Here is a 23891-nt window from a genome sequence, read left to right on the forward strand (position 1 = left end):
ATGCGGAATTGACTTTTGTCAATTGAAATGAATAATGTCGAAAACACAACGACGGAAGGGAGACCATGGCCGTTCGCGCGACCGATCGGATCATGCACAAGGCCGCCTGGCTTTATTATATGCATGGTCTGCGGCAGGACGAGGTGGCCAAACACCTCGACATCTCGCGCGCCTCGGTGGCGATGTATCTGCGCCGCGCCCGCGACACCGGCATCGTCAACATCTCGACCTCGACCCAGCTGTTCGCCGACGAGGTACTGGCCCGCGAGCTCGAGGACGTCATCGGCCTCGACGCGGTGTGGGTCGTGCCGGACGACAAGGCCCGCGATCCGTCTGCCGACATGCCGGTGCTGGCCGCGGCGGTGTTCCTCGAACTGATCAAGACCGGCGATCGCGTCGGCATCGCCTGGGGCAATACCGTCTACCAGATCGCCGACGTCATGCCGTTCGCCGATCTGCAGGGCGTCACGGTGGTGCAGCTCTGCGGTAATCTCGGCGCGCCCTATGCCTATCGTCCCGACCAGTGCACCACGGAAATCGCCCGCCGTCTCAATGCCAAGGGCATGAACTTTTATGCGCCGCTGGTTCTGAGTTCGCAGCGGCTCGCCGACGAGCTGCGTCGTGAGCCGGTGATCCAGGAGCAACTCGCGACCATCGCCGACTGCGCGGTCGCGCTGTACTCGGTCGGCGGCATCGAGGCCGACAGCCATCTCGTGATGTGCGGCGCGCTGACCGCGGCGGAGATGCTGGCGATGGGCGAGGCCGGCGCGGCCGGCGTCATTGCCGGCCAGCTCATCGATGCCAATGGCCAACTGCTCGACTGCGACCACAACCGCCGTTGCATCTCCGCCGACCTCGCCTCGCTGCGCGCGATCCCGCGCCGCATGCTGGTGGTGCAGCAGGAGGAGAAGCTCGACGCGCTGACTGCCGCCCTCAAGGGCGGCTTCGCCTCGCACCTCGTCGTCACGGCGGCGCTGGCGCGGCGGCTGCTCAAACGCTGGCGCGCGGAAGGCCTGACCCGGCCGGCGGCGTGACCTCAAAATCATCTCGATGAAAGAGGCGGCGGAGCGTGTCCGCCGCCGACGATGCTCAAGGAGTGAAGGGTATGGAGAATCTCTGGCGCGACAGCGACGCGGAGGCGATGGCCGCGCAGTACGCCAAGAAGGGCGTCAGCCGCGATCTCGCGCTGCGGGTCTACACCACGCGGCTGCTCGGCGGCGATCCGCGCCTCGTGCTGCATGGCGGCGGCAACACCTCGCTGAAGACCACGGTCACCGATCTCGTCGGCGACAGCTGGGATGTGCTGTGCGTCAAGGGCAGCGGCTGGGACATGGGCATCATCGAGCCGCAGGGCCTGCCGGCGGTGAAGCTCGGCGCGCTCTTGAAGGCGCGCAAGCTCGATCGCCTGTCGGATGAAGACATGGTAGCGCTGCAGCGTGCCAATCTGATCGATCCGTCCTCGCCCAATCCGTCGGTCGAAACGCTGCTGCACGCCTTCCTGCCGCACAAGTTCGTCGACCACACCCACTCGACCGCGATCCTCGCGATTGCCGACCAGCCCGACACCAGGCCGATCGCCGACGCCGTGTTCGGGCCGAAGATGGGCTTCGTGCCCTACATCATGCCGGGCTTCGATCTCGCCAAGGCGGCGGCGGAGATCTACGAGCAGGATCCGAGCGTCGAGGGCCTGATCCTCGACAAGCACGGCATCTTCACCTTCGGCGACACCGCCAAGGAAGCCTATGGCCGCATGATCCACTATGTCACGCTGGCGGAAGAGCATGTGCGCACGCGCCGCAGCCCGCTGACGCCCGTGACGCTGCCGGCCCAACTGGCAAAGCCCGAAGAGATCGCGTCGATGCTGCGCGGCGCCGTCGCGGTGGATCGCGGCGAAGGCCGCTTCGACCGCATGGTCAGCGAATTCCGCACCTCGCCGCAGGTGCTGGAGTTCGTCAACTCCGCGCAGGCCGAGGACATCCTCGCCCGCGGCGTGTCGACGCCGGACCTGTCGATCCGCATCAAGACCGGGCCGATGATCTTGCCGGCGCCGGAGGCCGACAAGCTCGGCGATTTCCGCAAGGTCATCGACGAGCGCACCGCGGCCTACGTCAAGGCCTATACGGCGTACTTCAACGACAACGATGCCAACGACGACATCAAGCGCACCATGCTCGACCCGATGCCGCGCCTGACGCTGGTGCCGGGCCTCGGCATGTTCGGTCATGGCCGGACGCTGAAGGATGCAAAGATCGCCGCCGATGTCGGCGAGATGCTGATCGAGGCGGCGCGCGACGCGGAAGCCGTCGGCCGCTTCCAGCCGCTCAGCCGTGCCGACCTGTTCTCGCTGGAGTACTGGTCGCTGGAGCAGGCCAAGCTCGCCGGCGCCAAGCCCAAGCCCCTCACCGGGCAGGTCGCGCTGGTTACCGGCGGCGCCGGCGCCATCGGCGCTGCCACCGCGAAGGCGTTCGCGCGCGAGGGCGCTCATGTCGTCGTGGTCGATCTCGACGGCGCCAGGGCGGCTGATGTCGCCAAGAGCGTCGGCAACAACGCGATCGGTGTCGCCTGCGACGTCACCGATCCGGCGTCGGTGCGCGCGGCGTTCGATGCCGCGGTCAAGACCTTCGGCGGTGTCGATATTGTGGTGTCGAATGCCGGTGCGGCCTGGGAAGGCGCGATCGCGACCCTCGACGATGTCCTGTTGCGCAAGAGCTTCGAGCTCAACTTCTTCGCCCATCAGCATGTGGCGCAGAACGCGGTGCGGGTGATGAAGGCGCAGGGCACCGGCGGCGCGCTGCTGTTCAACGCCAGCAAGCAGGCGGTCAACCCCGGCGCCAGGTTCGGCGCCTACGGCCTGCCCAAGGCGGCGACGCTGTTCCTGTCGCGCCAGTATGCGCTCGAACACGGCGCTGATGGCATCCGCGTCAATGCGGTCAATGCCGACCGTATCCGTTCGGGCCTGCTCAGCAACGACATGATCGCCAGCCGTTCCGCCGCGCGCGGCCTGTCGGAGAAGGACTACATGTCCGGCAACCTGCTGGGCCAGGAGGTCACCGCCGACGACGTCGCGCAGGCCTTCCTGCACCATGCGCTGGCCGAGCGCACCACCGCCGACGTCACCACCGTCGACGGCGGCAACATCGCCGCGGCGCTGCGGTAACGTTGCAGCGGTTCATCATGCGGGGCGGCGTTACGTCGCGATATCCGACACCGTCATGCCCGGCCTTGTGCCGGGCATCCACGTCTTTGCGGTCTGGATTTGCAGCAAGACGTGGATGGCCGGGACAAGCCCGGCCATGACAAGTTCAACAACAAAGGCCTTGTTTCACTGACTTCTTTTTAAGGCAGACTCTGAGGAGCTCGCACCGCGGGCGTCTCGAAGGATGAGGCCGAGGCACGGGCCTCATGGTTCGAGACGGCGCTGACGCGCCTCCTCACCATGAGGGGAGAAGGTGCCGCCTACATATTCTGCGTCATCACCGGGCCGGCGCGACAGCGCCGAGACCCGGTGATCCAGTTTCAAGAGCTTGCATTGCACGGTGAGAAAGCTGGATGCGCGGGTCAAGCCCGCGCATGACGCCTGTCAGAAGTCAAACAAGAAGGGCGGCCCATGGGGCCGCCCTTCTTTCTGCTTGATCGATCCGAGAGCGCGCGATCAGCAATCAGTGCGTGATCGCGCGCTGACCGCGTCAGCTCACTTCTTGCTCGGCAGCGGGATCCAGGCTGGGACGGCGACGTCGGCATGGGCGAACTGCGGCAGCTTTACCGCGAGTTCTTCCATGTTCTTGATGTCGGCGCTCTTGAGCTGAGCCTGGGTGATCAGGGTCGGCGGCACCACGACATTGTGGCCGGGGTCCTGCCCTGCGAGCAGCATGGCGAGGGCGCGCACCGAGACCTGGCCGACCACGGCCGGGTTGGTCGCGGCGGTCGCGGCCCAGGCGCTGTTGGGCTCGCGCATCGCGGCGATGTCCGAGGTCGAGATGTCCGCCGAGTAGATCTTGATCTTGGTCGACAGGCCGGCCTCGTCGACAGCGATCTTCACGCCCTTGGCGAACTCGTCATAGGGCGCGAACATCACGGTAATGTCCGGGTTGGCGGTCAGCACCGAACGCGCCTGGTTGGCGACGGAGTTGGCGATGGGGTTGTCCATGGTGCCGAACATCGCCGCTTCCTTGATGCCGGGATACTTCTTCTTGAAGCCGACCCAGGTCTCGTGGCGGCGGTCGAGCGGCGCGATGCCGGCGACGTAGACATAGCCCGCCTTGAAGCTCTCGCCATTGTCCTTGATCGCCTGCTCCAGCGCGAGGCGGGCGAGGTCACGGTCGGACTGCTCGATCTGCGGGATGTCCTTGTTGTCGACGTTGACGTCGAAGGCGACGACCTTGATGCCGGCCTTGACGGCGCGGGCGGCGGCGTCCTTCATCGACTCGGTCAGGCCGTGCTGGATGATGATGCCGTTGACGCCGAGCGCGATCGCCTGGTCGACCATGTCGGCCTGCAATGCGGCGTCCTGGCGGCTGTCGAACACGCGCAGATCAACGCCGAGCGCCTTGGCCTGAGCCTCGACGCCGGAGAGATAGGACTGGAAGAAGTCGCCGGTCGAGAGATAGCGCACCAGCGCGATCTTGACCTTGCCGGGATTGTCGAACGGCTTGGGCGCGCCCTGGGCGAAGGCACCGCCCGCGAAAGCGGTGGCGCCGATCAGGCCGAGAGCCAGCTTGCCGAGTGTTCGTCGTGTCGTCTTCATTATTGTCTCCTCCACAAAAAGTTCAGGTCGTCCTTGGTTTGAAAAGCGATGCGCGGCCTCAGCGGTTGCGGCGCGACAGCGAGAAAGTGAAGACGAGGGCGATCACCAGCACCGCGCCCTTGATGAAGTCCTGGGTGTAGTAGGGCGCGTTCATCATGGTGAGGCCCTGGAGCAGCACGCCGACGAACAGCGCGCCGACGGCGGTGCCGAGCGCGTTGGGCTTGGCGGCGCCGAGCACGGCGAAGCCGATCAGCGCGGCGGCGACCGCATCGAGCAGCAGGTTGTTGCCCGAGGCGATGTCGCCCCGGCCGAGACGGGCGGCCAGGAGAATGCCGCCGATCGAGGCGAACACCGCCGAGATGACGTAAGCGAAGATCTTGTAGGCCCTGACCGGCGCGCCGGCGAGCTGCGCAGCGCGCTCGTTGGAACCGACGGCGTACATCATGCGGCCGAAGCGGGTGTATTCGAGGAAGAACCAGATCAGCACCGCGAGCACGATCAGCACCACGACGGATACCGGCACGAGGTTCGGCAGGATGAAGTCGAGCCGCTGGCGGCCGAGCGCGAGGAACGCCGGGCTGAAGGTGCCGGTGGCGACGCTGCCGTCGGGCAGGGTCATGCCGGTGGCGATCGAGCGGCCCTCGGTCGGGATGCGCTGCAGGCCGAGCAGCAGGAACATCATGCCGAGCGTTGCCAGCAGGTCCGGCACGCGCGTGTAGACGATGAGGAAGCCGTTGATCAGGCCGATCAGGACGCCGATGGCGAGGCACACCGCGGTGGCGGTCAGGGCGTCGCCGCCGAGAATGACCATGACATAGGACGACGCCATCATCGCGGTGGTGGCGACCGAGCCGATCGACAGGTCGAAGCCGCCGACCACCAGCGTCGCAGTGACGCCGAGCGCCAGGATGCCGGTGATCGACACCGACTGCAGGATGAACACGGCGCTTTGCGGCGAGGCGAAGCCGTTGGTCTTGACCGAGAAGTAGACGATGAGGCCGGCGAGCAGCAGCAGGAAGCCGTAGCGGATCGCCGCATCACGCAGGTTGAAGCCGGCGGCGGCGAGGGGCGGCGCGATTTTCGCGGGCTCGGCGCCGGCGGTCTTGGTGTCTTGTGTCGTCATTCAGGTCATCGTTCCATGCCGGCCGGCGATCTCGGCCAGCAGCTTGTCCACATTGATTTCGGCGTTGCGGTGCTCGCCGACGATCGTCTGTTCCGACATCACCAGGATGCGGTCGGCGATCTCGAAAGCCTCGTCGAGCTCGGTAAGAAAAACCAGCGTCGCCCGTCCTTTCGCGGAGGCGCGCAGCTTGCCGGCGATGTCGCGCCGCGCGGCGATGTCGACGCCCTGGAACGGCTCGTCGAGGATCAGAAGCCGCGCCGGCTGGCTCAGCCAGCGCGCCACCATCACCTTCTGCTGGTTGCCGCCCGAGAGCGTGTCGAGCTCGTCACGCTCGCTGCGGCAGACGATGCCGAGCGATGCGATCTGCGCCCGCGCCTGCTGGCGCTCAGCGCGGCGGCTGGTGACGCCGAGCGTCGACAACCGCGGCAGGAACGGCAGGCTCATGTTCTCGAAGATGTTGAAGGTCGGCACGATGCCGCTGCTGGCGCGGTCCTTGGCGACGAGATGGACGCCGCGCGCGATCGCCTGCTGCGCGGTGCGCGGCCGGTAGGCCCCGCCGTCGAGCCGCATCGTGCCACCGGCCGGCTGGCGCACGCCGAACAGCGTTTCGGCCAGCGCCGTCTTGCCGACGCCGACGAGGCCGGTGACGGCGACGATCTCGCCGTCGCCGAGGCTGAGCGAAAACGGTGCGGTCGTTGCGCCGAGCTGCAGCCCCTCCGCCTGGAAGATGGTGTCGCCGGCGTCACGCACGGTAACACCGCCATGATTCACGGTCTTGCCGAGCATGGCATTGACGGCGCCTTCGTAGTCGAGGTCGGGGCCATCGAAGCGCCCGGTGATGCGGCCGTCGCGCAGGCTGACGATGCCGTCGGCGAGGCGGCGGATGTCGGACATGCGGTGCGAGATATAGAGAATGGCGACGCCGCGCGCCTTCAAGCGCTCCACCACCTGGAACAGGCGTTCGGCCTCGGCGCTCGACAGCGACGACGTCGGCTCGTCGAGGATCAGCACCTTGGGTTCGTGCGCCATGGCGCGGGCGATCGCCACCATCTGGCGGTCGGCGAGCGCGAGGTCGGCGACTTTCGCCGAGAGATCGAGCGTCAGCCCCATGCGCTCGGCGACCTTGCGCGCCTCGGCGCGGACGCGGCGGGGATTGAACAGCAGCCGCGCGCCGCGGCCGTTGAGACGGTCGAGCGTGAGGTTGGTGGCGACGTCGAGATCGGCGACGACACCGTCATTGATGTTCTGATGCACGGTGACGACGCCGGCGCGAATGGCGTCGGCCGGAGACGCCGGCGAGAAGTCCTGATCGGCGAGGGTGATGGTGCCGGCGTCGCGCGTGTAGACGCCGCTGACGATGCGCACCAGCGTCGACTTGCCGGCGCCATTGGCGCCCATCAGCGCGATGACGGTGCCCGCACGCAGTTCGAGATCCACGCCCCCGAGGACCTGGATCCTGCCAAACGCTTTCCGCAATCCGTCGACCCGGAATACGGGCTTCTCGTTCATTGTGTTCCTCCCGGCGGTCAGGATGCTAGGCGGTCGCCTCGTCAAATGTCAAGTCGATTGACATTTGCCAAAATTGGCCACATCAAATGTCCAGCGCGTTGGCAATCGCCTGCGCGCCGACGTTGCGCTGGAAGGGAATCCTCGCGCCGCGCCATGGCGTCGCCACCGCGACCGGCCATGGCGGCAAGAGATCCGGCCCGCGCGACGGCGTGGCGGTTCGCCGGTACAGCCGGCGATACCGTCGCGACTTCAGGTCAAACCCAAGAAGGACAATCCGGGGAGAGCGACATGGGGGAGACGACAGCGATGGGGGACACGAAAGTATTCGAGGCGCTGACGCCCGAGACCCTGCCGCAGCGGCTCGGCAGCTTGCCGGCCCTCAGGGACAGGATCGGCGCCGATACCACGCGCTGGCGCGTGCGCGAGGTCGGCGACGGCAACCTCAATCTGGTGTTCATCGTCGACGGCGGCGCGGGCAGTGCCATCGTCAAGCAGGCGCTGCCGTATGTGCGCCTTGTCGGCGAGAGCTGGCCGCTGCCGCTCAAGCGCACCTTCTTCGAATATCACGCGCTGGTGCGCGAAGGGCAGCGCGCCCCCGGCATGGTGCCGGAGATCTTCTACTTCGACGCCGCGCAGGCGATCATCGTGATGGAATTCCTGTCGCCGCACATCATCCTGCGGCGCGCGCTGATCGAGGGTCAGCAGCTGCCGAAGATCGGCCGCGACCTCGGCCTGTTCGCTGCGCGCACGCTGTTCCGCGGCTCCGACCTTGCGATGGAAGCGCGCAAGCGCAAGGAAGACCTCGCGCTGTTCGCCGACAATGTCGAACTCTGCGACATCACCGAGAACCTCGTGTTCTCCGATCCCTATTACGAGGCCAAGCTCAATCACCACACCTCGCCGCAGCTCGACGGCCTTGTCGCCGAGCTGCGTGCCGACCGTGATCTCAAGGTCGCGGCGCAGGCGCTCAAGCATATGTTCGCGACCCGCGCCGAGACGCTGCTGCACGGCGACCTTCATACCGGCTCGGTGATGGTGACGCCGCAGGACACCCGTGTCATCGATTCCGAGTTCGCGTTCTACGGCCCGATCGCCTTCGACGTCGGCATGATGCTGGCGAATTTCTGGATGAGCTACTTCTCGCAGCGCGGCCACGAGGTGAGCGGCAGCCGCGACGCGATGCGGGCCTATCTGCTGGGTGTGGTCGACGAGATCTGGGCGACCTTCCGCGACGAGTTCTCGCACCTGTGGCGCACCGAGCGCGCCGGCATCCTCTACCAGCGCGCGCTGTTCGAGGATCGCGACGACGCGCTCGGGGCCGAGCAGGCCCTCGATCACGTGCTGCATGGCATCTGGGTCGACCAGCTCGGCTTCGCCGGCGTCGAGATTCATCGCCGCATTCTCGGCCTTGCCCACAATGCCGACTTCGAAACCATTGAAGACGTCGAGCTGCGCAGCCGCTGCGAGGCGCGGGCCCTCAAGTTCGGACGCCATCTCGCCGTCAACCGCGAGCGTATCCACAGTCTGGTCGAGGTGCACGGCCTCGCGCAACGGCTCGAGAAGGAGACCGTGATTTGAAAGTCGGAGATCGTCACTACCGCACCATCTGGCTGAACGACGACGGCCATTCCGTCGACATCATCGACCAGCGCTGGCTGCCGCACGAGTTCCGGGTGGTGACGCTGCGCACGCGCGACGATGTCGCCGCCGCGATCAGCGAGATGTGGCTGCGCGGCGCGCCGCTGATCGGCGTCGCCGCCGCCTACGGCATGGCGATCGCGATGCGCAGCGATGCCAGTGACGCGGCGCTCGATGCGGCCTGGGACAAGCTGCACGAGACGCGGCCGACCGCGATCAATCTACGCTGGGCGCTCGACGAGATGCGGGCCGTGCTGCGCCCCGTCCCCGTCGCCGACCGCGCCGCCGCGGCCTACCGCCGCGCCGCCGAGATCGCCGAGGAGGATCTCGCGCTCAACCGCAACATCGGTCTCAATGGCCTTGCGATCATCCGCGAGATCGCCGCGCGCAAGGCACCGGGCGAGCCGGTCAACATCCTCACTCACTGCAACGCCGGCTGGCTCGCGACCGTCGACTACGGCACCGCGACGGCGCCGATCTATCTCGCGGTCGAGGCTGGTATTCCGGTGCACGTCTATGTCGACGAGACGCGGCCGCGCAACCAGGGCGCCCAGCTCACCGCCTGGGAACTCAACGGCCATGGCGTGCCGCACACCCTGATCGTCGACAATGCCGGCGGCCATCTGATGCAGCATGGCGACGTCGACATGGTGATCGTCGGCTCCGATCGCACCACCGCCAATGGCGACGTCTGCAACAAGATCGGCACCTATCTCAAGGCGCTCGCCGCCAGGGACAACGACGTGCCGTTCTATGTCGCGCTGCCGTCGCCGACCATCGACTGGACGGTGCATGACGGTGTCAAGGAGATCCCGATCGAGGAGCGCAACAGCGCGGAAGTGACGTTCGTGCAGGGCCGCAATGCCGACGGCGCCATCACCAGCGTGCGCATTTCGCCCGATGGCAGCCCGGCGGCCAACCCGGCGTTCGACGTGACGCCGGCCCGACTGATCACCGGCCTGATCACCGAGCGCGGCGTCGCCACGGCATCGCCGGACGGTCTGAAGACGCTGTTCCCCGAGCGCGCGTAAGGCGCTGCTCGGTTGTGCGGCTTTGGCCGCGCTCCATATTCCATCGTCATCACCGGGCCGGCGCGCCAGCGCCGTGACCCGGTGATCCAGCTTTAGGCTGGTCACGCGACATCGCGCGCAAGCTGGATTGCCGGATCAAGTCCGGCAATGACGCATTGGGTGGAGCGGGCTTCGAACTGAACCTGACGGTCCGTCACAGCCGCGCAACCCACATGAGCGCAGCGACATGCGCTGTATCTTGCACGTCCCCGGGTGTCGCTTCGCTCACCCGGGCTACGCGCTTCAGCCTGAATGATTCAATGAGCCAAGTACACGGCGCTGTCCCCTCGTGGAGAGGATCGGCCCAAACGGCCGCGCCTCGGACCATGAGGCCCGAATGCTGCGTCGTGATGCGATCCATGCTGGATGCGCGGCTCAAGCCCGCGCAAGACCCCGAGGGGAGGCGAGGCGTGGCAAGACGTTGCGTCTTTACTCGCGTTCCCTCGCCTTACGCCTGCCAGAATGGCTTGCGCGCCTCGACGCGGACCGTTTCGACATTCAGCCCGACGTCGCGCAGCTGTTCGGCGCTGAGGTCGCGCAGGTCGTGACGGGAGCGGTTGCGGTCCAGCCATAGCGCCGGCAGCGCGATCCAGCCGCGCACTTTGCGGATCCACGACGCGTGCCAGGGGCTGAGCGGCTTGGACGTGCGAAAGGGGACGGAGCGCATGGTCGGTCTCGGTTCGTGGGGTTTGGGGTGGCGTTTTTCGATTGCCCCGTCATCAATGCTCCGATACATATCTCGGTGCAATATTTTCATTGCCCCGGGTGCAATATTGTCGAAGAGCCAGTACACCGCGCTTGTCGAGGAAGTCGCCGCCGCCATCGCCACCGGCGCGCTCAAGGCCGGCGAGCGCCTGCCGCCGCAGCGGATCTTCGCCTACGAGAAGGGCATCGCTGCCTCGACGGCGGGGCGCGTCTACAGCGAGCTGCTGCGCCGCGGTCTCGTCGTCGGCGAAGTCGGGCGAGGCACCTTCGTCGCCGGCCGCAGCGTCGCGCCGTCGATCATCCGCGGGGTGCCCCACGAGGGCCGCATCGATCTCGAGTTCAATTTCCCGACGGTCGCGGCGCAGAGCGAATTGCTGGCGAAGTCGCTCGCCGGCCTGCAGCGCGCCGCCGCGCTCGCCGATGCGCTGGGGCCGCTGACCCAGCGCCGTCTCGCCACCGCGCGCAGCGTCTCGGCGTCGTTTCTCGCAACGTCGCGCTGGCAGCCCGAGCCCGACAGCTTCGTGTTCTCCGGCAGTGGCCGGCAGTCGATCGCCGCGGCGATCTCCGCCGTGGTGCCGGTCGGCGGCCGCCTCGCGGTCGAGGCGGTGACCTACCCGATGATCCGCAGCATCGCCGCGCGGCTCGGCGTCGGCATCGTGCCGATCCCGATGGATGGCGAGGGCATGCGTCCCGATGCCATTGCCCGCGCCCATCGCAGCGGTGCGATCTCGGCGGTCTACGTCCAGCCGGTGCTGCAGAACCCGCTCGGCCACACCATGTCGCCGGCGCGCCGCCACGACCTGCTGCGGCTTGCCGACAAGCTCAACCTCGTGATCATCGAGGATCTGGTCTACGGCTTTCTCGCCGACGATCCGCCGCTGGCGGCGCAGGCGCCGGAGCGCTGTCTTGCCATCGACAGCCTGTCGAAGCGGCTCGCGCCGGGCGTTGCGGTCGGCTTTATCGTCGCGCCGAAGACGCTGCAGGATCGTCTCGCCACCGTGGTGCGCGCGGGTACCTGGTCGGTGACGCCGCTCGCGCTCGAGGTCGCGGTGCGGGCGATGGCCGACGGCACCGCCGCCGAGATCGTGCGGCTGAAGCGCATCGACGCGCAGGAGCGCCAGCGCATTGTCGCCGGCGGGCTCGCCGGCTCCATGCTCACCGCCGATCCGCGCACCTATCATGCATGGCTGACATTGCCGGACCACTGGTCGTCGGATGCCTTCGTCGCCGCGGCGGCGCGCGGCGGCGTCGCAGTGACGCCGGGGCGTGCGTTCGCGATGACGCCGACCCATGCGCCGAACGCGGTGCGCCTCGCGCTCGGCCTGCCGCGCCACGACGAACTGCAGATCGCGGTCGATCGGCTGCGCTCGCTGGTGCTGCGCAACGACGAGACCGACGTCACCGAGTGAACGCGCCGATCATTGCGGCAAAGTGACGCTTTCGCGGCGCATCGGCAGACACATTGTCGCCGCCCGACCCGGGCGGGGACAATGTTGACGTAAGGCAGCCTCCCTAAGGTCCGGTCATCGGGACCACCACACACGGGTTTGGCGGCGCCGCGATCGATCGAAGGGTGCCATGCCGCTTGCATTTGTTTCCATCATCAATGTTGCAGTGATGCCGGCGGCATCGTCGGTGGCGAGCCGCCCGTGATCCGCCGGCGACACCTTCGCGCGCCGCTGCGCATGGCTGTGCTGTGTTCGGCCGTGCTTGCGCTCGCGGGCTGCGCGGTCGGCCCCGACTATGTCGCGCCGTCGCTGGCGTTGCCGGCGCACTGGAGCGGCGACAGGTCCAGGAGCACGGACATGGTCGCGAACACCGTCGCGAACACGGCCGTCATGCCGCGGCGTCTCGGCGCATGGTGGCGACGACTGAACGATCCGCTGCTTGATCGCCTGATCGCCGAGGCGGTGGACAGCAATCTCGACGTCGCGGCAGCGAAAGCGCGTATCCGCGAGGCGCGCGCGCTGCATCGCCAGGCGATCGGCGCGCTGTTTCCGCTGGTCAGCGGCTCGGGGACGGCGACTGCCAACCGCACGGCGGCGTCCAGTGGCGTCGAGGGCCTCGGTGCGACGACCTTCAACCAGTTCCAGGCCGGGCTCGACGCGAGCTGGGAACTCGACCTGTTTGGCGGTAACCGCCGCGGCGTCGAGGCGGCCGCTTACGGCGCGGACGCGGCGGAGGATGATTTGCGTGCGACGCTCGTCACGCTGCTCGGCGATGTCGCTTCCGCCTATGTTGACGCCCGCGGCTTCCAGGCGCGCGCGGCGCTGGCGCGGCGCGCGGCGGCGTCGCAGCGCGAGACCGCGGCGCTGACCCGGCGCAAGTTCGAGGCCGGCTCCGCCGGCTCGGTCGATGTCGAGAAGGCGCTGGCGCTCGCCGCGACCACCGAGGCGGCGATCCCGAGCCACGCGGCGGCGCAGGCGGAGGCGGTGCATCGCATCGGCGTGCTGCTCGGCCGCGATCCGACCGCGCTTGCGCCGCTGCTCGCCGCCGCACGGCCGATCCCGGCGCCGCGGCTGCCGTTGCCGAAGGGCATTCCCGCCGACGTGCTGCAGATGCGGCCCGACGTGCGCCGCGCCGAGCGGCAGCTCGCGCAGCAGACCGCCAGGATCGGCCAGGCGGAGGCCGCGCTCTATCCCAGCGTCAGCCTGACCGGCTCGGTGTCGACCACCGGCCTCAAGATCGGCGATCTCGGCCGCAATTCCAGCATCGGCTGGGCGATCGGCCCGACCCTGAGCGTGCCGATCTTCAATGGCGGCAAGCTGCGTGCCGCGGTCGAGGTCGCACAGGCGCAGCGCGACCAGAAGCTCGACGCCTGGCGCGGCGCGGTGCTTGCCGCGCTGCAGGATGTCGAGACCTCGACCGTCGCGCTGGCCCAGGAGCGGCTGCGCGGGCGGCGTCTCGTCGAGGCGGCGCGGCGCTACCAGACGGCGCTGCGGCTGTCGCGCACGCTGTACGAGAACGGCTCGACCAGTTTCCTCGACGTGCTCGATGCGGAGCGTTCGCAGTTCTCCGCCGAGGATGCGCTGCTGCAGAGCCGTGTCGCGACGGCGCGGGATTTCATCGCGCTCGCCAAGGCGCTCGGCGGCGGCTGGGACGGCGCGATCGACAGCACGACGCCCGACATCGTCGACGTCAACACCGGCCCGCGGCCGGCAGTCCAGTTCTAGGCGACGCGCGCGAGTATCGACATGACCATGCCCCGTCCTGACGACATCACCGAGCTCTCCGCCGACCGGCGCATCCGCCGCGCCGAGCCCGAGGCACGGCCATCGGCGGAAGCGCCACGCCCCGACATCGCCTCGCGGCCGCGCCGCCCGCGCCGCCGCTGGCCGTGGGCGCTTGCGATCGCCGGCGTCGTGGTCGTCGGCGGCTGGGGCCTGTGGCGCTGGCTCGGTCCGGCGCCGACCGCGAACCTCTTGACCGCGCCGGTGACGCTTGGCGATGTCGAGCAGTCGGTGCTGGCGACCGGCACGCTCAAGCCGGCGCGGCTGGTGGCGATCGGCGCGCAGGTGTCGGGGCGCCTGGTGTCGCTCAAGGTCGCGCTTGGCCAGCAGATCAAGGCCGGCGATCTCATCGGCGAGATCGACTCGCTGCCGCAGGAGAACGCGCTGCGCACCAGCGTCGCCTCGCTCGACAACGCCCGCGCCCAGCGCCAGGAGAAGGAGGCGACGCTGGCGCTCGCCGAAGCGTCGCTGGCACGCCAGCAGGCGACACTGGCGCAGAAGGCGTCGTCGCGCGCCGATTACGACACCGCCGAAGCCAATGTGAAGACGACGCGGGCGCAGATCGCCCAGCTCGACGCCCGCATCATCGAGGCGGAAGTCGCTGTCGAAACCGCGCGGATCAATCTCGGCTACACCCGCATCCGCGCCCCGACCGACGGCACGGTGCTGGCGGTGGTCACCCAGGAAGGTCAGACCGTGAATGCGGTGCAGTCGGCGCCGACCATCGTCGTCGTGGGGCAGGTCGACACCATGACGGTGCGCACCGAGATCTCCGAGGCGGATGTGGTGCGGGTCAAGGCGGGGCAGCCCGTCTACTTCACCATTCTCGGCGACCCCGGCCACCGCTACAACGCCACGCTGCAGTCGATCGAGCCGGCGCCGGAGTCGGTCAAGACCGACAGCAGCTTCACCTCGACGAGCAGCGCGGCGAGCGCGGCATCGTCGACCTCATCGGCGGTCTATTACAACGGCGTCTTCGCGGTGCCGAATCCCGATGGCCGGCTGCGCACCTACATGACCGCTGAAGTGCACATCGTGCTCGGCGAGGCGAAGGGCGTGCTCACCATACCTTCGTCGGCGCTCGGCGCGCCCGGGTCCGATGGCGCCACCACGGTGAAGGTGCTGGAGCGGTCGGGCGTGGTGACGACCCGCACGGTCAAGGTCGGCCTCAACAACAAGATCACCGCGGAGATCCGCGAAGGACTGAAGGCCGGCGAGAAGGTGGTGACCGGGACGGTGCCGGAGCCGACCCTCAAGCCGCTGCCGTAAGGGTCATATGCCATGTCGCCGCCGCTGATCGCCCTCGATAATCTTCGCCGTGACTACGATTCGGACGGCGCCAGCGTCGCCGCGCTCGCCGGCGTCAGCCTGACCATCGCGGCCGGCGAGATGGTCGCGATCGTCGGCGCCTCCGGCTCCGGCAAGTCGACGCTGATGAACATCCTCGGCTGTCTCGACCGGCCGACCTCGGGCAGTTACCGCATTCTTGGCCGCGAGGCTTCGGCGCTCGATCCGGACGAGCTCGCCGCGCTGCGCCGTGAGCATTTCGGCTTCATCTTTCAGCGCTACCATCTGCTCGGCGAGCTCAACGCCGCCGGCAATGTCGAGATGCCGGCGGTCTATGCCGGCGTGTCGCCGCGGCGGCGCGCGGAAAAGGCCGACGGGCTGCTGGAGCGGCTCGGGCTGACGCCGCGCGCCGATCACCGGCCGGGCCAGCTGTCCGGCGGCCAGCAGCAGCGCGTGTCGATCGCCCGCGCCCTGATCAACGGCGCCGACGTCATCCTTGCCGACGAGCCGACCGGCGCGCTCGACAGCCGCAGCGGCGAGGAGGTGCTGCGCATCCTCGACGAGATCCATGCCGAGGGCCGTACCGTCATCATCGTCACCCACGACATGGCGGTGGCGCGCCGTGCGCGGCGCATCATCGAGCTGCGCGACGGCATCGTCGTGTCGGACCGGCCCAACCCCGAACGCGCGCGGGGCGGGGCAACCGTGACGCGCGCGCCGCGGCCGCCGACCGACCGTCCGGGATGGGGCGCGGCCGCCGATCGCCTGCGCGAAGCGCTGCGCATGGCGCTGTTGGCGATGAACGCCCATCGCCTGCGCGCCTTCCTCACCATGCTCGGCATGATCATCGGCGTGGCATCGGTGGTGTGCGTCGCCGCGCTTGGCGCCGGCGTGCAGGAGAAGGTGCTGGCCGACATCAACAGCCTTGGCACCAACACGCTGGAGGTGTTTCCCGGCAAGGATTTCGGCGACGTCCGCGCCGGCCGGATCAAGACGCTGGTGCTGGGCGATGCACGAGCGCTGGCGCAGCAGCCGTTCGTCGCCGGCATCACACCGACGGTGACGACCACCAGCACCCTGCGGGTCGGCTCGACCGAGGCGAACGCCCAGGTCAATGGCGTCGGCGAGCAGTACTTTCGCGTTCGCGGCACCCAGCTCGCGGAGGGCGCATTCCTCGACGCCGACAGCATCCGCTCCTATGCCCAGGACGCGGTGATCGACGACAACGCGCGTAAGGCGCTGTTCGGTGGCGAGGCGGGCAGCCCGATCGGCCGCGTTGTGCTGGTCGGGCGGGTGCCGTGCCGTGTCGTCGGCGTCACGCGCCAGCAGCAGAGCGGCTTCGGTGGCAGCGCCGTTCCCACGGTGTATCTGCCCTACACCACGGTGCAGTCGCGCTTCCTGCGCGACATGTCGCTGCGCAGCATCAGCCTGCGCGTCGCCGACGGCACGCCGACCAGCGTCGCCGAGCAGACCGTCACCCGGGTGTTGACCGAACGCCACCCGACCAAGGACTTCTTCATCCTCAACACCGATGACATCCGCCGCACGGTCGAGAGCACCACGTCGGCGCTGACGCTGTGCATCGCCGCCATCGCGGTGATCTCGCTGCTGGTCGGCGGCATCGGCGTCATGAACATCATGCTGGTATCGGTGTCCGAGCGCATCGCCGAGATCGGCGTGCGCATGGCGGTCGGCGCCCGCCGCGCCGACATCCTGCAGCAGTTCCTGATCGAGGCGGTGCTGGTGTGCCTGATCGGTGGCCTGCTCGGGGTCGGGCTCGCGCTCGGCTTCGGCTTGACGTTCAACAGCTTCAGCACGAGCTTCAGCCTGATCTTCACGCCGGGCTCGATCGTCGGGGCGTTCGTCACGGCGACGCTGATCGGCATCGTGTTCGGCTATATGCCGGCACGCAACGCCTCGCGGCTCGATCCCGTGGCGGCGCTGTCGCGGGCATGAAAAAGGGGGCGGCGGCCGCTGCCGCCACCCCTCCGGCGCGATCAATTGTGCAGGGTCAGGATCGGGTTCATCACCAGGCCGAAGCTGCGTAACTGGCCCAGCAATTCGCGATGGCCGAACGCCTGGCAGGCCGAGGCAAAGCCCGCACGCTTCGGCGCGGTCTGCAGCAGCGAATAGGCCGCATAGGCCTGCAGCAGCCCGGTCTGCTTGTAGTTGCAGACGCCGTGAATGACGCAGTGGGCGCGGCCGAGCGGGCCGGAGGCATGCACCGAATCCAGCGAGGTGTTGATGCGCGGGTTCTCTCGCGGCGGCATGCTGGCCTGCACGGACGCGGCGATCTCGGCGAGCGCGGCCTCCTGCTGGTCCGGCGGCAGCGGCCTGATCTTCTCCTTGACCATGTGCTGGGTCTGCACCACGCCCTCCATCACCTGGCGGGCGAACACGCCGCCGATCACCCGGCAGTTGGCGACGCGCGGATCGTTCTTGAACCACACCGGATGAGAAGTGCCGCCCCACGGCACGGCGATGGCGCTCTCGTGCTGGCCGGGCACGCTGACCTCGAAGTTCGCGGTCGGATCCCACTCCACGTACTTGTTCTGCTCGAGGTAATACCACTTCGCCTTGAGGATGGTGAAGATCGTCTGGGTCGAGGCGTAGGTCGGAAACCCCTTCCACAGCACCAGCATGTCGAGGGTGTCGAGGCCGGGATTCTCAAGGCAGATGTTCGCGGCGATCTCGCCGGTGGTGTACATCTGCGCGATGCCCGGCGACAGCAGCAGGCCCTTGTCGCCGAACTTGGCGCCCCATTCCTGCTGGGCATGCAGCACCCAGTCCTGCTCGCCGGTGGTGTCGGTGTAGTGGCAGCCGGCGGCGAGGCAGGCTTCCACCACGGTGTCGGCATACTTGATGAAGGGCCCGACCATGTTGCTGACCACCTTGGCGCCCTTGAACAGGCGGGTCAGCGCCTCGACGTTGTGCTCGACCTGCACCACCTCGTAGTCGGCGGTCTCGATGCCGGGGATCTTGTCGACCACCGCCTGCACGCGCTCCTTGTCGCGGCCGGCGGCGATGAACGGGATATTGTACTCGCGCAGGTATTCGCAGACGAGGCGGCCGGTGTAGCCGGAGACGCCATAGACCACGACGGGTTTCTTGTCGCTCATCGGAATCCTCTTTGATGTGTCGTTGTGATGGTCGCGGCGTCAGGTGCCCATGCCGCCGTCGACGGCGAGGCCGGCGCCGGTGATGCAGGCGGCTTCGTCGGAGCACAGGAACACGACGGCGTCGGCGACGTTGCGCTGCTCGCACAGCCGCCCGAGCGGCGTCTGCGCCAGCACCATGGCGACCGCACCTTCGACATCGGGCGCCAGCCCGAAGCGCACGATCTCGTTGGCGAGGTTGATGCCCATCGCGTTGGCGATGAGGCCGGGATAGACGCAGTTGACGCGCACGCCATAGCCGAGCTTGCCGGCTTCGACGGCGCCGATCCGCGTCATGCGGTCGACGGCGGACTTGGAGGCCGAGTAGCCTGCGATCGCCGGGAAGGCGATGGTCGCGGCGACGGAGGCGATGTTGACCACGGCGCCGCCGCGCCCGGCCGTGCCGCCCGGCCGCATCGCGCGGAAGGCGTGCTTCATGCCGAGCGCGGTGCCGACGACGTTGATATCGAACATGCGCTTGAGGTCCTCGGCTGCCACCTCGATCAGCGGCGCCGCGATCTCGATGCCGGCATTGTTGACGAGGATGTCGTAGCCGCCGAACTCCGCGGTCGTGGTGGCGACGGCCTTCTCCCACTGCGCGTCGCTGGTAACGTCGAGCGGCACGAAGCCGCAGCGCGCACCGCTGCCGGCGATGGCCGCGGCCGTGGCGCGGCCATCGTCTGCGAGAATGTCGCCGATCATCACCGCCGCGCCGGCCTTCGCCAGCGCCGCGGCGAGGTCGGCGCCGATGCCGCGCGCGCCGCCGGTGACGAGCGCGGTGCGGCCCGCGAGCCGTTGTCCGCCAGATCGGTGTTCGTCAGGTCGTTGTCCGTCCATGTCGCTTCCTCCGTTTGTTGTCGTTGCCTGTTGTTCCCGGCGGGCAGCCGGCCGCGATCCGGCCCCGGAAACAGGTTGCCGGAGGCAGGGTGCGCGCGGGCGCGGGCGTGAACGCCGGATGTCGATGGTCGTGATGGAACAGTGCCGAACGGGCCTCGCGTGGAGACCATGGCCGCCGAGCCCTCCCCGGATCGGGGCGCGTTTCCTTGGACAATTGTCAAAATTAATTTTGACGGATGTCAAATCAGAATTAGACAGTTGTCAAGACGGATCCGATTGGCCATGAACACAACGATAGCGATTGCGATCGGAGCGCCGGCCGGCCACAGTCTTCGGGCTGCGGCAGACGGGCCACCGGCGTGGCCGATGGTCGCGACCGGAGCGGGGATGGCGACAGGAATGGTGCGGCAGATGAGTGCGAAGCAGCGGGTCGCCGACGTGGTCGAGGCCCTGCGCGAAGAGAAGTTCAACGCCCGGCGGATCGAGCTCGCGGAGGCGGCGCTCGCGACCCTCGGCGAACTCGGCTATGCCCGTACCAGCCTGCGTGAGATCGCGCAGAAGTCCGAATTCACCCACGGCGTGTTCCACTATTACTTCGCCGACAAGCTCGACCTGATCTGCTGCTGCGTGCGCCACTACAAGGCGAAGTGCGTGACGCGTTACGACGATGTCAGCGCGACCGCGCGCAGCCGTGACGAACTGCTCGAAGGCTTCTCTGCCAAGCTCGCCGAGACGCTGCGCGACGACGCCAGCATGCATCGCCTGTGGTACGATCTGCGCTCCCAGGCGCTGTTCGAGGACGCGTTCCGCGGCGACGTGCTGGAGATCGACCAGAGCCTGGAGAACATGGTCTGGCGCATCGCCTCGCGTTACGCCGAACTCGGCGGCAAGACGCCGGTGGTGTCCCCCGGCGTGCTCTATGCGCTGTTCGACGGCCTGTTCCAGCGCTACCTGCTCAAGCATCTCGCCGACGATCCCCGCGCGATCCCCGATCTGGTGGCCGAGGTCAGGCGGCTGCTGCCCTCGATCTGCTGATCGCCGCCGGCGGCCGGATCTCGTCCGCCGCAATGAAGGGCGCTGTTCCTCGTTCGGGTCAATGTGAAGTCCCGCCTGTCGCGGAACTGCCGCTTTGCCGTGCGATTAATCCACGTGATCCGTCACCCTGAGGCGGCCTCGCGAAGCGAGGCCCTCGAAGGGCGACGGCCCGAGCAGCAGGACACTCGCCATGGTCCGGACATCGATCGCCGACGTCACCGCCCGCATCGTCGCACGCAGCAAGCCGACCCGTGAGGCCTATCTGTCACGCCTCGACGCCGCCGCGCGGCGCGGTCCCCGTCGCGGCGTGCTCGGCTGCGCCAATCTCGCGCACGGCTTTGCCGCCTGCGGGGCGTCCGACAAGGCGGCGCTGTCCGGCGACGTGGTGCCGAACCTCGCCATCGTCACCGCCTATAATGACATGCTGTCGGCGCATCAGCCTTACGCGCGCTTTCCCGACCTGATCAAAGAGGCCGCGCGTGATGCCGGCGGCGTCGCCCAGGTCGCCGGCGGCGTGCCGGCGATGTGCGACGGCGTCACGCAGGGCCGGCCCGGCATGGAGCTGTCGCTGTTCTCCCGGGAAGTCATCGCGATGGCGACCGCGATCGCGCTGTCGCACGACATGTTCGATGCCGCGGTATTTCTCGGCGTCTGCGACAAGATCGTGCCGGGGCTGGTGATCGGCGCGCTGACCTTCGGCCATCTGCCGGCGGTGTTCGTGCCGGCGGGGCCGATGCCGTCGGGCATCAGTAACGAGGAGAAGGCGAGCGTGCGCCAGCGCCATGCCGAGGGCAAGGCCAGCCGCGCCGAACTGCTGGCGAGCGAGAGCGCGGCCTACCATGCGCCGGGCACCTGCACATTCTATGGCACCGCCAATTCCAACCAGATGCTGATGGAGGTGATGGGCCTGCACCTGCCGGGCGCCGCGTTCGTCAATCCGGACACGCCGCTGCGCGACGCGCTGACGCGGGCGGCGGCGACGCGGGCGTTGGCGATCACCGCGCTCGGCAACGCCTATACGCCGGTTGGCCACGTCCTCGACGAACGCGCTTTCGTCAACGGCATCGTTGCGCTGCACGCCACCGGCGGTTCAACCAATCATGTCATGCATCTCACAGCGATGGCCCGCGCCGCCGGCATCGTCCTGACGCTGGACGACTATGCCGCGCTGTCCGACGTGGTGCCGCTGCTGACACGGATCTATCCCAACGGTTCGGCCGACGTGAATGCCTTCACGGCCGCCGGCGGCACCGGCTTCCTGATCCGCGAACTGGTCGGCGCCGGCCTGCTGCATCCCGACGCGCGGACCATCGCGGGATCCTCGCTCGCCGACTACGGCCAGGAGCCCTGGCTCGACGGCGACGCGCTGCGCTGGCGCGACGCGCCGGCGGCGAGCCGCGACGGCGCCGTGCTGCGGCCGGCAGCGCAACCGTTCTCCGACCATGGCGGCCTCAAGGTGCTCGACGGCACGCTCGGCCGCGCCATCGTCAAGGTCAGCGCGGTGAAGCCCGAGCATCGCCGCGTGCGCGCGCCGGCGCGCGTCTTCCACAGCCAGGAGGCATTGGAGGCGGCGTTCAAGGCCGGCGAGCTCTACCGCGATGTCGTTGCGGTGGTGCGCTTCCAGGGCCCGCAGGCCATCGGCATGCCCGAGCTGCACAAGCTGACGCCGCTGTTGTCATCGGTGATGGCGCGGGGGCATCAGGTGGCGCTGGTGACCGACGGGCGGATGTCGGGCGCCTCCGGCAAGGTGCCGGCCGCCATCCATGTCACGCCGGAGGCGGCCGAAGGCGGCCCGATTGCCCGTCTGCGCGACGGCGACGTTTTGTCGCTGGACGCCGAGGCCGGTACGCTCACCGTGGAGGTCGATGCGGCGGAGTGGGCGGCGCGTCCGCTCGCCACCGAAGACCTCTCCGACAGCGCTTTTGGCTGCGGTCGCGAGCTTTTTGGGGTGTTTCGCCATGCGGCGGCCGGGGCCGCGCACGGTGCGAGCGTATTCGGCTGACGCATCTATTTGGGCGTGCAGGAACAATATCCTCCGTATACGGAGGATTGCATCGCATTGATTTTGCGGCGGAGCGCCTGCGCGGTATGGCGTTGCTTTCTTGAGGGCATCGATTGACTCCACCCGATGCGTCGCGGAGACGAAACCCTCGACGACAATGGAGTTGATGGAATGACAATGCTTCGCTCACTGGCGGCGGTCGCGCTTGCGGCGACCACGCTTTCGCTTTCGGTTGCGCGTGCCGACGAGGCGCTGCGCATCGGTGCGCCGCTGCCGATCACCGGCGCGCTCGCCCCCGAAGGTGCCAAGCTGAAGCAGGGCTACGAGCTGTGGCAGGACAAGGTCAACGCCGCCGGCGGCATCAAGGCCGGCGGCAAGACGTTCAAGGTCGAGCTGGTGTACTACGATTACCAGTCGACGACGCCCAAGGCCGTGCAGCTCGCCGAGAAGCTGATCAGTGACGACAAGGTCGACTTCCTGTTCTCGCCGTTCGGTTCGGGCGCGGCCAAGGCGGTCAGCGCAGTGGCCGAGAAGTATGGCGTGCCGCTGCTCGCCTCCAGCGCCTCCTCGGCCGAGGTGTTCGACCAGGGCTACAAGAACCTGTTCGGCCTCTACACCGACAACTCGACCCTGAGCGAGCCGATCGCAGATCTCATCAAGGCCAAGCTGCCGACGGTGAAGCGCGTCGCCATCCTCGCCCGCAACGATCTCTATCCGCTGTCGCTCGGCAACGAGTTCGAGAAGAGCGCCAAGAAGCGCGGCTTCGAGGTGGTGTATTTCGAGAAGTATCCGATCGGCACGCTGGACCATTCCTCGGCGCTGACCCAGCTGCGCGCCGCCAAGCCCGACTGGGTGGTGGTGACCGGCTATATCAACGACCTCATCCTGGTGCGCAAGCAGGCGGGCGAGCTCAAGGTTGGCGGCCAGATCTACACCCTGATCAACGGCCCGGCCTACCAGGAGTGGATCGACGCCGTCGGCCCGCTGGCCGAGAACGTCACCACGGCAAGCTGGTTTCATCCGGTGCTGAACTACAAGAGCGAGGACGTGTTCGGTTCGACCCGCGCTTTCGTCGACCAGTTCAAGGCCAAGTACGGCAGCGAGCCGGACTTCACCCAGGCCTCGGGCGCTGCCGTCGGCGTCATCCTGCAGCAGGCGGTGGAGCGTGCCGGAAGCAAGGACCGCGCCGCGGTGCGCGAGCAACTGGTAAAGGGCGGCTTCAAGACCTTCTTCGCGCCGGTGTCGTTCGGCCCGACCGGGATCGCCAATTCCTACGTCCCGCCGGTATACCAGATCCAGCAAGGCAAGGTGCAGGTGGTCTACCCTGCGGACATCGCCACCGGCGAATTCCGCGCCGCGCCGGCGAACTGACGCGGGCGGCTGTCCCGTAGAGCACTTGCCATCGCGAGAGAGCGGGTGCATTTCGATTAAATTCAGCGTCATGCCCGCGCTTGTCGCGGGCATCCACGTCTTGCGGCTTCTCAGCATGAAAGACGTGGATGGCCGGGACAAGCCCGGCCATGACGCCGGGGATTAAGCCTGCGCGGTTGCTCCAG

Annotated in this window: 17 protein-coding genes; 11 read left to right on the plus strand and 6 right to left on the minus strand. The window is 68.0% G+C overall.

Features of this window, described 5'->3' with window-relative positions:
- Positions 1 to 65: 65 nt before the first annotated feature.
- Both JQ639_RS27245 and JQ639_RS27250 read left to right on the plus strand, forming a co-directional pair.
- Entirely contained in the window at positions 66 to 1034 is a 969-nt protein-coding gene (locus JQ639_RS27245; RefSeq protein WP_211962364.1) for a sugar-binding transcriptional regulator, read from the plus strand.
- 71 nt (positions 1035 to 1105) lie between these two features.
- Positions 1106 to 3157, plus strand: coding sequence for a bifunctional aldolase/short-chain dehydrogenase (locus JQ639_RS27250; RefSeq protein ID WP_211962365.1), 2052 nt, complete (start codon positions 1106 to 1108; stop codon positions 3155 to 3157).
- Positions 3158 to 3691: 534 nt separating this feature from the next.
- On the opposite strand, the gene JQ639_RS27255 is transcribed toward JQ639_RS27250, so the two are convergent.
- From JQ639_RS27255 to JQ639_RS27265, 3 genes are read right to left on the minus strand one after another with little or no spacing between them, the layout of a single operon-like run.
- Positions 3692 to 4744: a substrate-binding domain-containing protein gene (locus JQ639_RS27255; RefSeq protein ID WP_211962367.1), complete on the minus strand. Its 1053-nt coding sequence runs from the start codon at positions 4742 to 4744 to the stop codon at positions 3692 to 3694.
- A gap of 58 nt (positions 4745 to 4802) precedes the next feature.
- On the minus strand, positions 4803 to 5867 hold the full coding sequence (locus JQ639_RS27260; RefSeq protein ID WP_211962369.1) for an ABC transporter permease: 1065 nt from the start codon (positions 5865 to 5867) through the stop codon (positions 4803 to 4805).
- The gene (locus JQ639_RS27265) at positions 5868 to 7376 is read right to left on the minus strand and encodes a sugar ABC transporter ATP-binding protein (protein ID WP_211962371.1); all 1509 of its coding nucleotides are present in this window, start codon (positions 7374 to 7376) and stop codon (positions 5868 to 5870) included.
- Between the two features lie 288 nt (positions 7377 to 7664).
- Between JQ639_RS27265 and mtnK the strand changes: the two genes are divergently transcribed.
- Both mtnK and mtnA read left to right on the plus strand, forming a co-directional pair.
- Entirely contained in the window at positions 7665 to 8954 is a 1290-nt protein-coding gene (mtnK, locus tag JQ639_RS27270) for an S-methyl-5-thioribose kinase (protein ID WP_249122810.1), read from the plus strand.
- The gene (gene mtnA, locus JQ639_RS27275) at positions 8951 to 10045 is read left to right on the plus strand and encodes an S-methyl-5-thioribose-1-phosphate isomerase (RefSeq protein WP_211962373.1); all 1095 of its coding nucleotides are present in this window, start codon (positions 8951 to 8953) and stop codon (positions 10043 to 10045) included. Before mtnK ends, mtnA begins: the two co-directional genes overlap by 4 nt.
- 487 nt (positions 10046 to 10532) lie before the next feature.
- On the opposite strand, the gene JQ639_RS27280 is transcribed toward mtnA, so the two are convergent.
- A complete protein-coding gene (locus tag JQ639_RS27280; RefSeq protein WP_211962375.1) occupies positions 10533 to 10751 on the minus strand; it encodes a DUF1127 domain-containing protein in 219 nt (72 codons plus the stop codon).
- A gap of 106 nt (positions 10752 to 10857) precedes the next feature.
- Here JQ639_RS27280 and JQ639_RS27285 point away from each other — a divergent pair, with 106 nt between their 5' ends.
- The 4 genes from JQ639_RS27285 to JQ639_RS27300 all read left to right on the plus strand — a co-directional run bounded on the left by JQ639_RS27285 (position 10858) and on the right by JQ639_RS27300 (position 17262).
- Positions 10858 to 12198 (plus strand): aminotransferase-like domain-containing protein, encoded by a 1341-nt coding sequence (locus JQ639_RS27285; protein WP_211962377.1) that lies wholly within the window; start codon positions 10858 to 10860, stop codon positions 12196 to 12198.
- Between the two features lie 276 nt (positions 12199 to 12474).
- Positions 12475 to 13962, plus strand: a complete 1488-nt coding sequence (locus JQ639_RS27290; RefSeq protein WP_211964852.1) for an efflux transporter outer membrane subunit — start codon at positions 12475 to 12477, stop codon at positions 13960 to 13962.
- A 27-nt stretch (positions 13963 to 13989) separates the two neighbouring features.
- Positions 13990 to 15288, plus strand: a complete 1299-nt coding sequence (locus JQ639_RS27295; RefSeq protein WP_211964854.1) for an efflux RND transporter periplasmic adaptor subunit — start codon at positions 13990 to 13992, stop codon at positions 15286 to 15288.
- A 12-nt stretch (positions 15289 to 15300) separates the two neighbouring features.
- On the plus strand, positions 15301 to 17262 hold the full coding sequence (locus JQ639_RS27300) for a MacB family efflux pump subunit (RefSeq protein ID WP_211962378.1): 1962 nt from the start codon (positions 15301 to 15303) through the stop codon (positions 17260 to 17262).
- Between the two features lie 41 nt (positions 17263 to 17303).
- Here JQ639_RS27300 and JQ639_RS27305 read toward each other — a convergent pair whose 3' ends face one another.
- Both JQ639_RS27305 and JQ639_RS27310 read right to left on the minus strand, forming a co-directional pair.
- The gene (locus JQ639_RS27305; protein WP_211962379.1) at positions 17304 to 18425 is read right to left on the minus strand and encodes a DUF5938 domain-containing protein; all 1122 of its coding nucleotides are present in this window, start codon (positions 18423 to 18425) and stop codon (positions 17304 to 17306) included.
- A 39-nt stretch (positions 18426 to 18464) separates the two neighbouring features.
- Positions 18465 to 19298 (minus strand): SDR family NAD(P)-dependent oxidoreductase, encoded by an 834-nt coding sequence (locus JQ639_RS27310; protein WP_211962380.1) that lies wholly within the window; start codon positions 19296 to 19298, stop codon positions 18465 to 18467.
- A 411-nt stretch (positions 19299 to 19709) separates the two neighbouring features.
- On the opposite strand from JQ639_RS27310, the gene JQ639_RS27315 reads away from it, so the two are divergent.
- The 3 genes from JQ639_RS27315 (at position 19710) to JQ639_RS27325 (ending at position 23706) form a co-directional block, all read left to right on the plus strand.
- On the plus strand, positions 19710 to 20333 hold the full coding sequence (locus JQ639_RS27315; protein ID WP_249122812.1) for a TetR/AcrR family transcriptional regulator: 624 nt from the start codon (positions 19710 to 19712) through the stop codon (positions 20331 to 20333).
- 190 nt (positions 20334 to 20523) lie between these two features.
- The gene (edd, locus tag JQ639_RS27320) at positions 20524 to 22335 is read left to right on the plus strand and encodes a phosphogluconate dehydratase (protein ID WP_211962381.1); all 1812 of its coding nucleotides are present in this window, start codon (positions 20524 to 20526) and stop codon (positions 22333 to 22335) included.
- A gap of 171 nt (positions 22336 to 22506) precedes the next feature.
- Positions 22507 to 23706 (plus strand): amino acid ABC transporter substrate-binding protein, encoded by a 1200-nt coding sequence (locus JQ639_RS27325; RefSeq protein ID WP_211962382.1) that lies wholly within the window; start codon positions 22507 to 22509, stop codon positions 23704 to 23706.
- Positions 23707 to 23891 lie beyond the last annotated feature (185 nt).

This window comes from Bradyrhizobium sp. U87765 SZCCT0048 (assembly GCF_018131225.1).
Lineage (GTDB): Bacteria > Pseudomonadota > Alphaproteobacteria > Rhizobiales > Xanthobacteraceae > Bradyrhizobium_A.

What these genes read in the sequence shown, in the direction of transcription:
- JQ639_RS27245 (WP_211962364.1), top strand. Translation starts at nt 66, where the DNA reads ATGGCCGTTCGCGCGACCGATCGGATCATGCACAAGGCCGCCTGGCTT.
- JQ639_RS27250 (WP_211962365.1), top strand. Translation starts at nt 1,106, where the DNA reads ATGGAGAATCTCTGGCGCGACAGCGACGCGGAGGCGATGGCCGCGCAG.
- JQ639_RS27255 (WP_211962367.1), bottom strand. Translation starts at nt 4,744, where the DNA reads ATGAAGACGACACGACGAACACTCGGCAAGCTGGCTCTCGGCCTGATC.
- JQ639_RS27260 (WP_211962369.1), bottom strand. Translation starts at nt 5,867, where the DNA reads ATGACGACACAAGACACCAAGACCGCCGGCGCCGAGCCCGCGAAAATC.
- JQ639_RS27265 (WP_211962371.1), bottom strand. Translation starts at nt 7,376, where the DNA reads ATGAACGAGAAGCCCGTATTCCGGGTCGACGGATTGCGGAAAGCGTTT.
- mtnK (WP_249122810.1), top strand. Translation starts at nt 7,665, where the DNA reads ATGGGGGAGACGACAGCGATGGGGGACACGAAAGTATTCGAGGCGCTG.
- JQ639_RS27280 (WP_211962375.1), bottom strand. Translation starts at nt 10,751, where the DNA reads ATGCGCTCCGTCCCCTTTCGCACGTCCAAGCCGCTCAGCCCCTGGCAC.
- JQ639_RS27290 (WP_211964852.1), top strand. Translation starts at nt 12,475, where the DNA reads ATGGCTGTGCTGTGTTCGGCCGTGCTTGCGCTCGCGGGCTGCGCGGTC.
- JQ639_RS27295 (WP_211964854.1), top strand. Translation starts at nt 13,990, where the DNA reads ATGCCCCGTCCTGACGACATCACCGAGCTCTCCGCCGACCGGCGCATC.
- JQ639_RS27300 (WP_211962378.1), top strand. Translation starts at nt 15,301, where the DNA reads ATGTCGCCGCCGCTGATCGCCCTCGATAATCTTCGCCGTGACTACGAT.
- JQ639_RS27305 (WP_211962379.1), bottom strand. Translation starts at nt 18,425, where the DNA reads ATGAGCGACAAGAAACCCGTCGTGGTCTATGGCGTCTCCGGCTACACC.
- JQ639_RS27310 (WP_211962380.1), bottom strand. Translation starts at nt 19,298, where the DNA reads ATGGACGGACAACGACCTGACGAACACCGATCTGGCGGACAACGGCTC.
- JQ639_RS27315 (WP_249122812.1), top strand. Translation starts at nt 19,710, where the DNA reads ATGAGTGCGAAGCAGCGGGTCGCCGACGTGGTCGAGGCCCTGCGCGAA.
- edd (WP_211962381.1), top strand. Translation starts at nt 20,524, where the DNA reads ATGGTCCGGACATCGATCGCCGACGTCACCGCCCGCATCGTCGCACGC.
- JQ639_RS27325 (WP_211962382.1), top strand. Translation starts at nt 22,507, where the DNA reads ATGACAATGCTTCGCTCACTGGCGGCGGTCGCGCTTGCGGCGACCACG.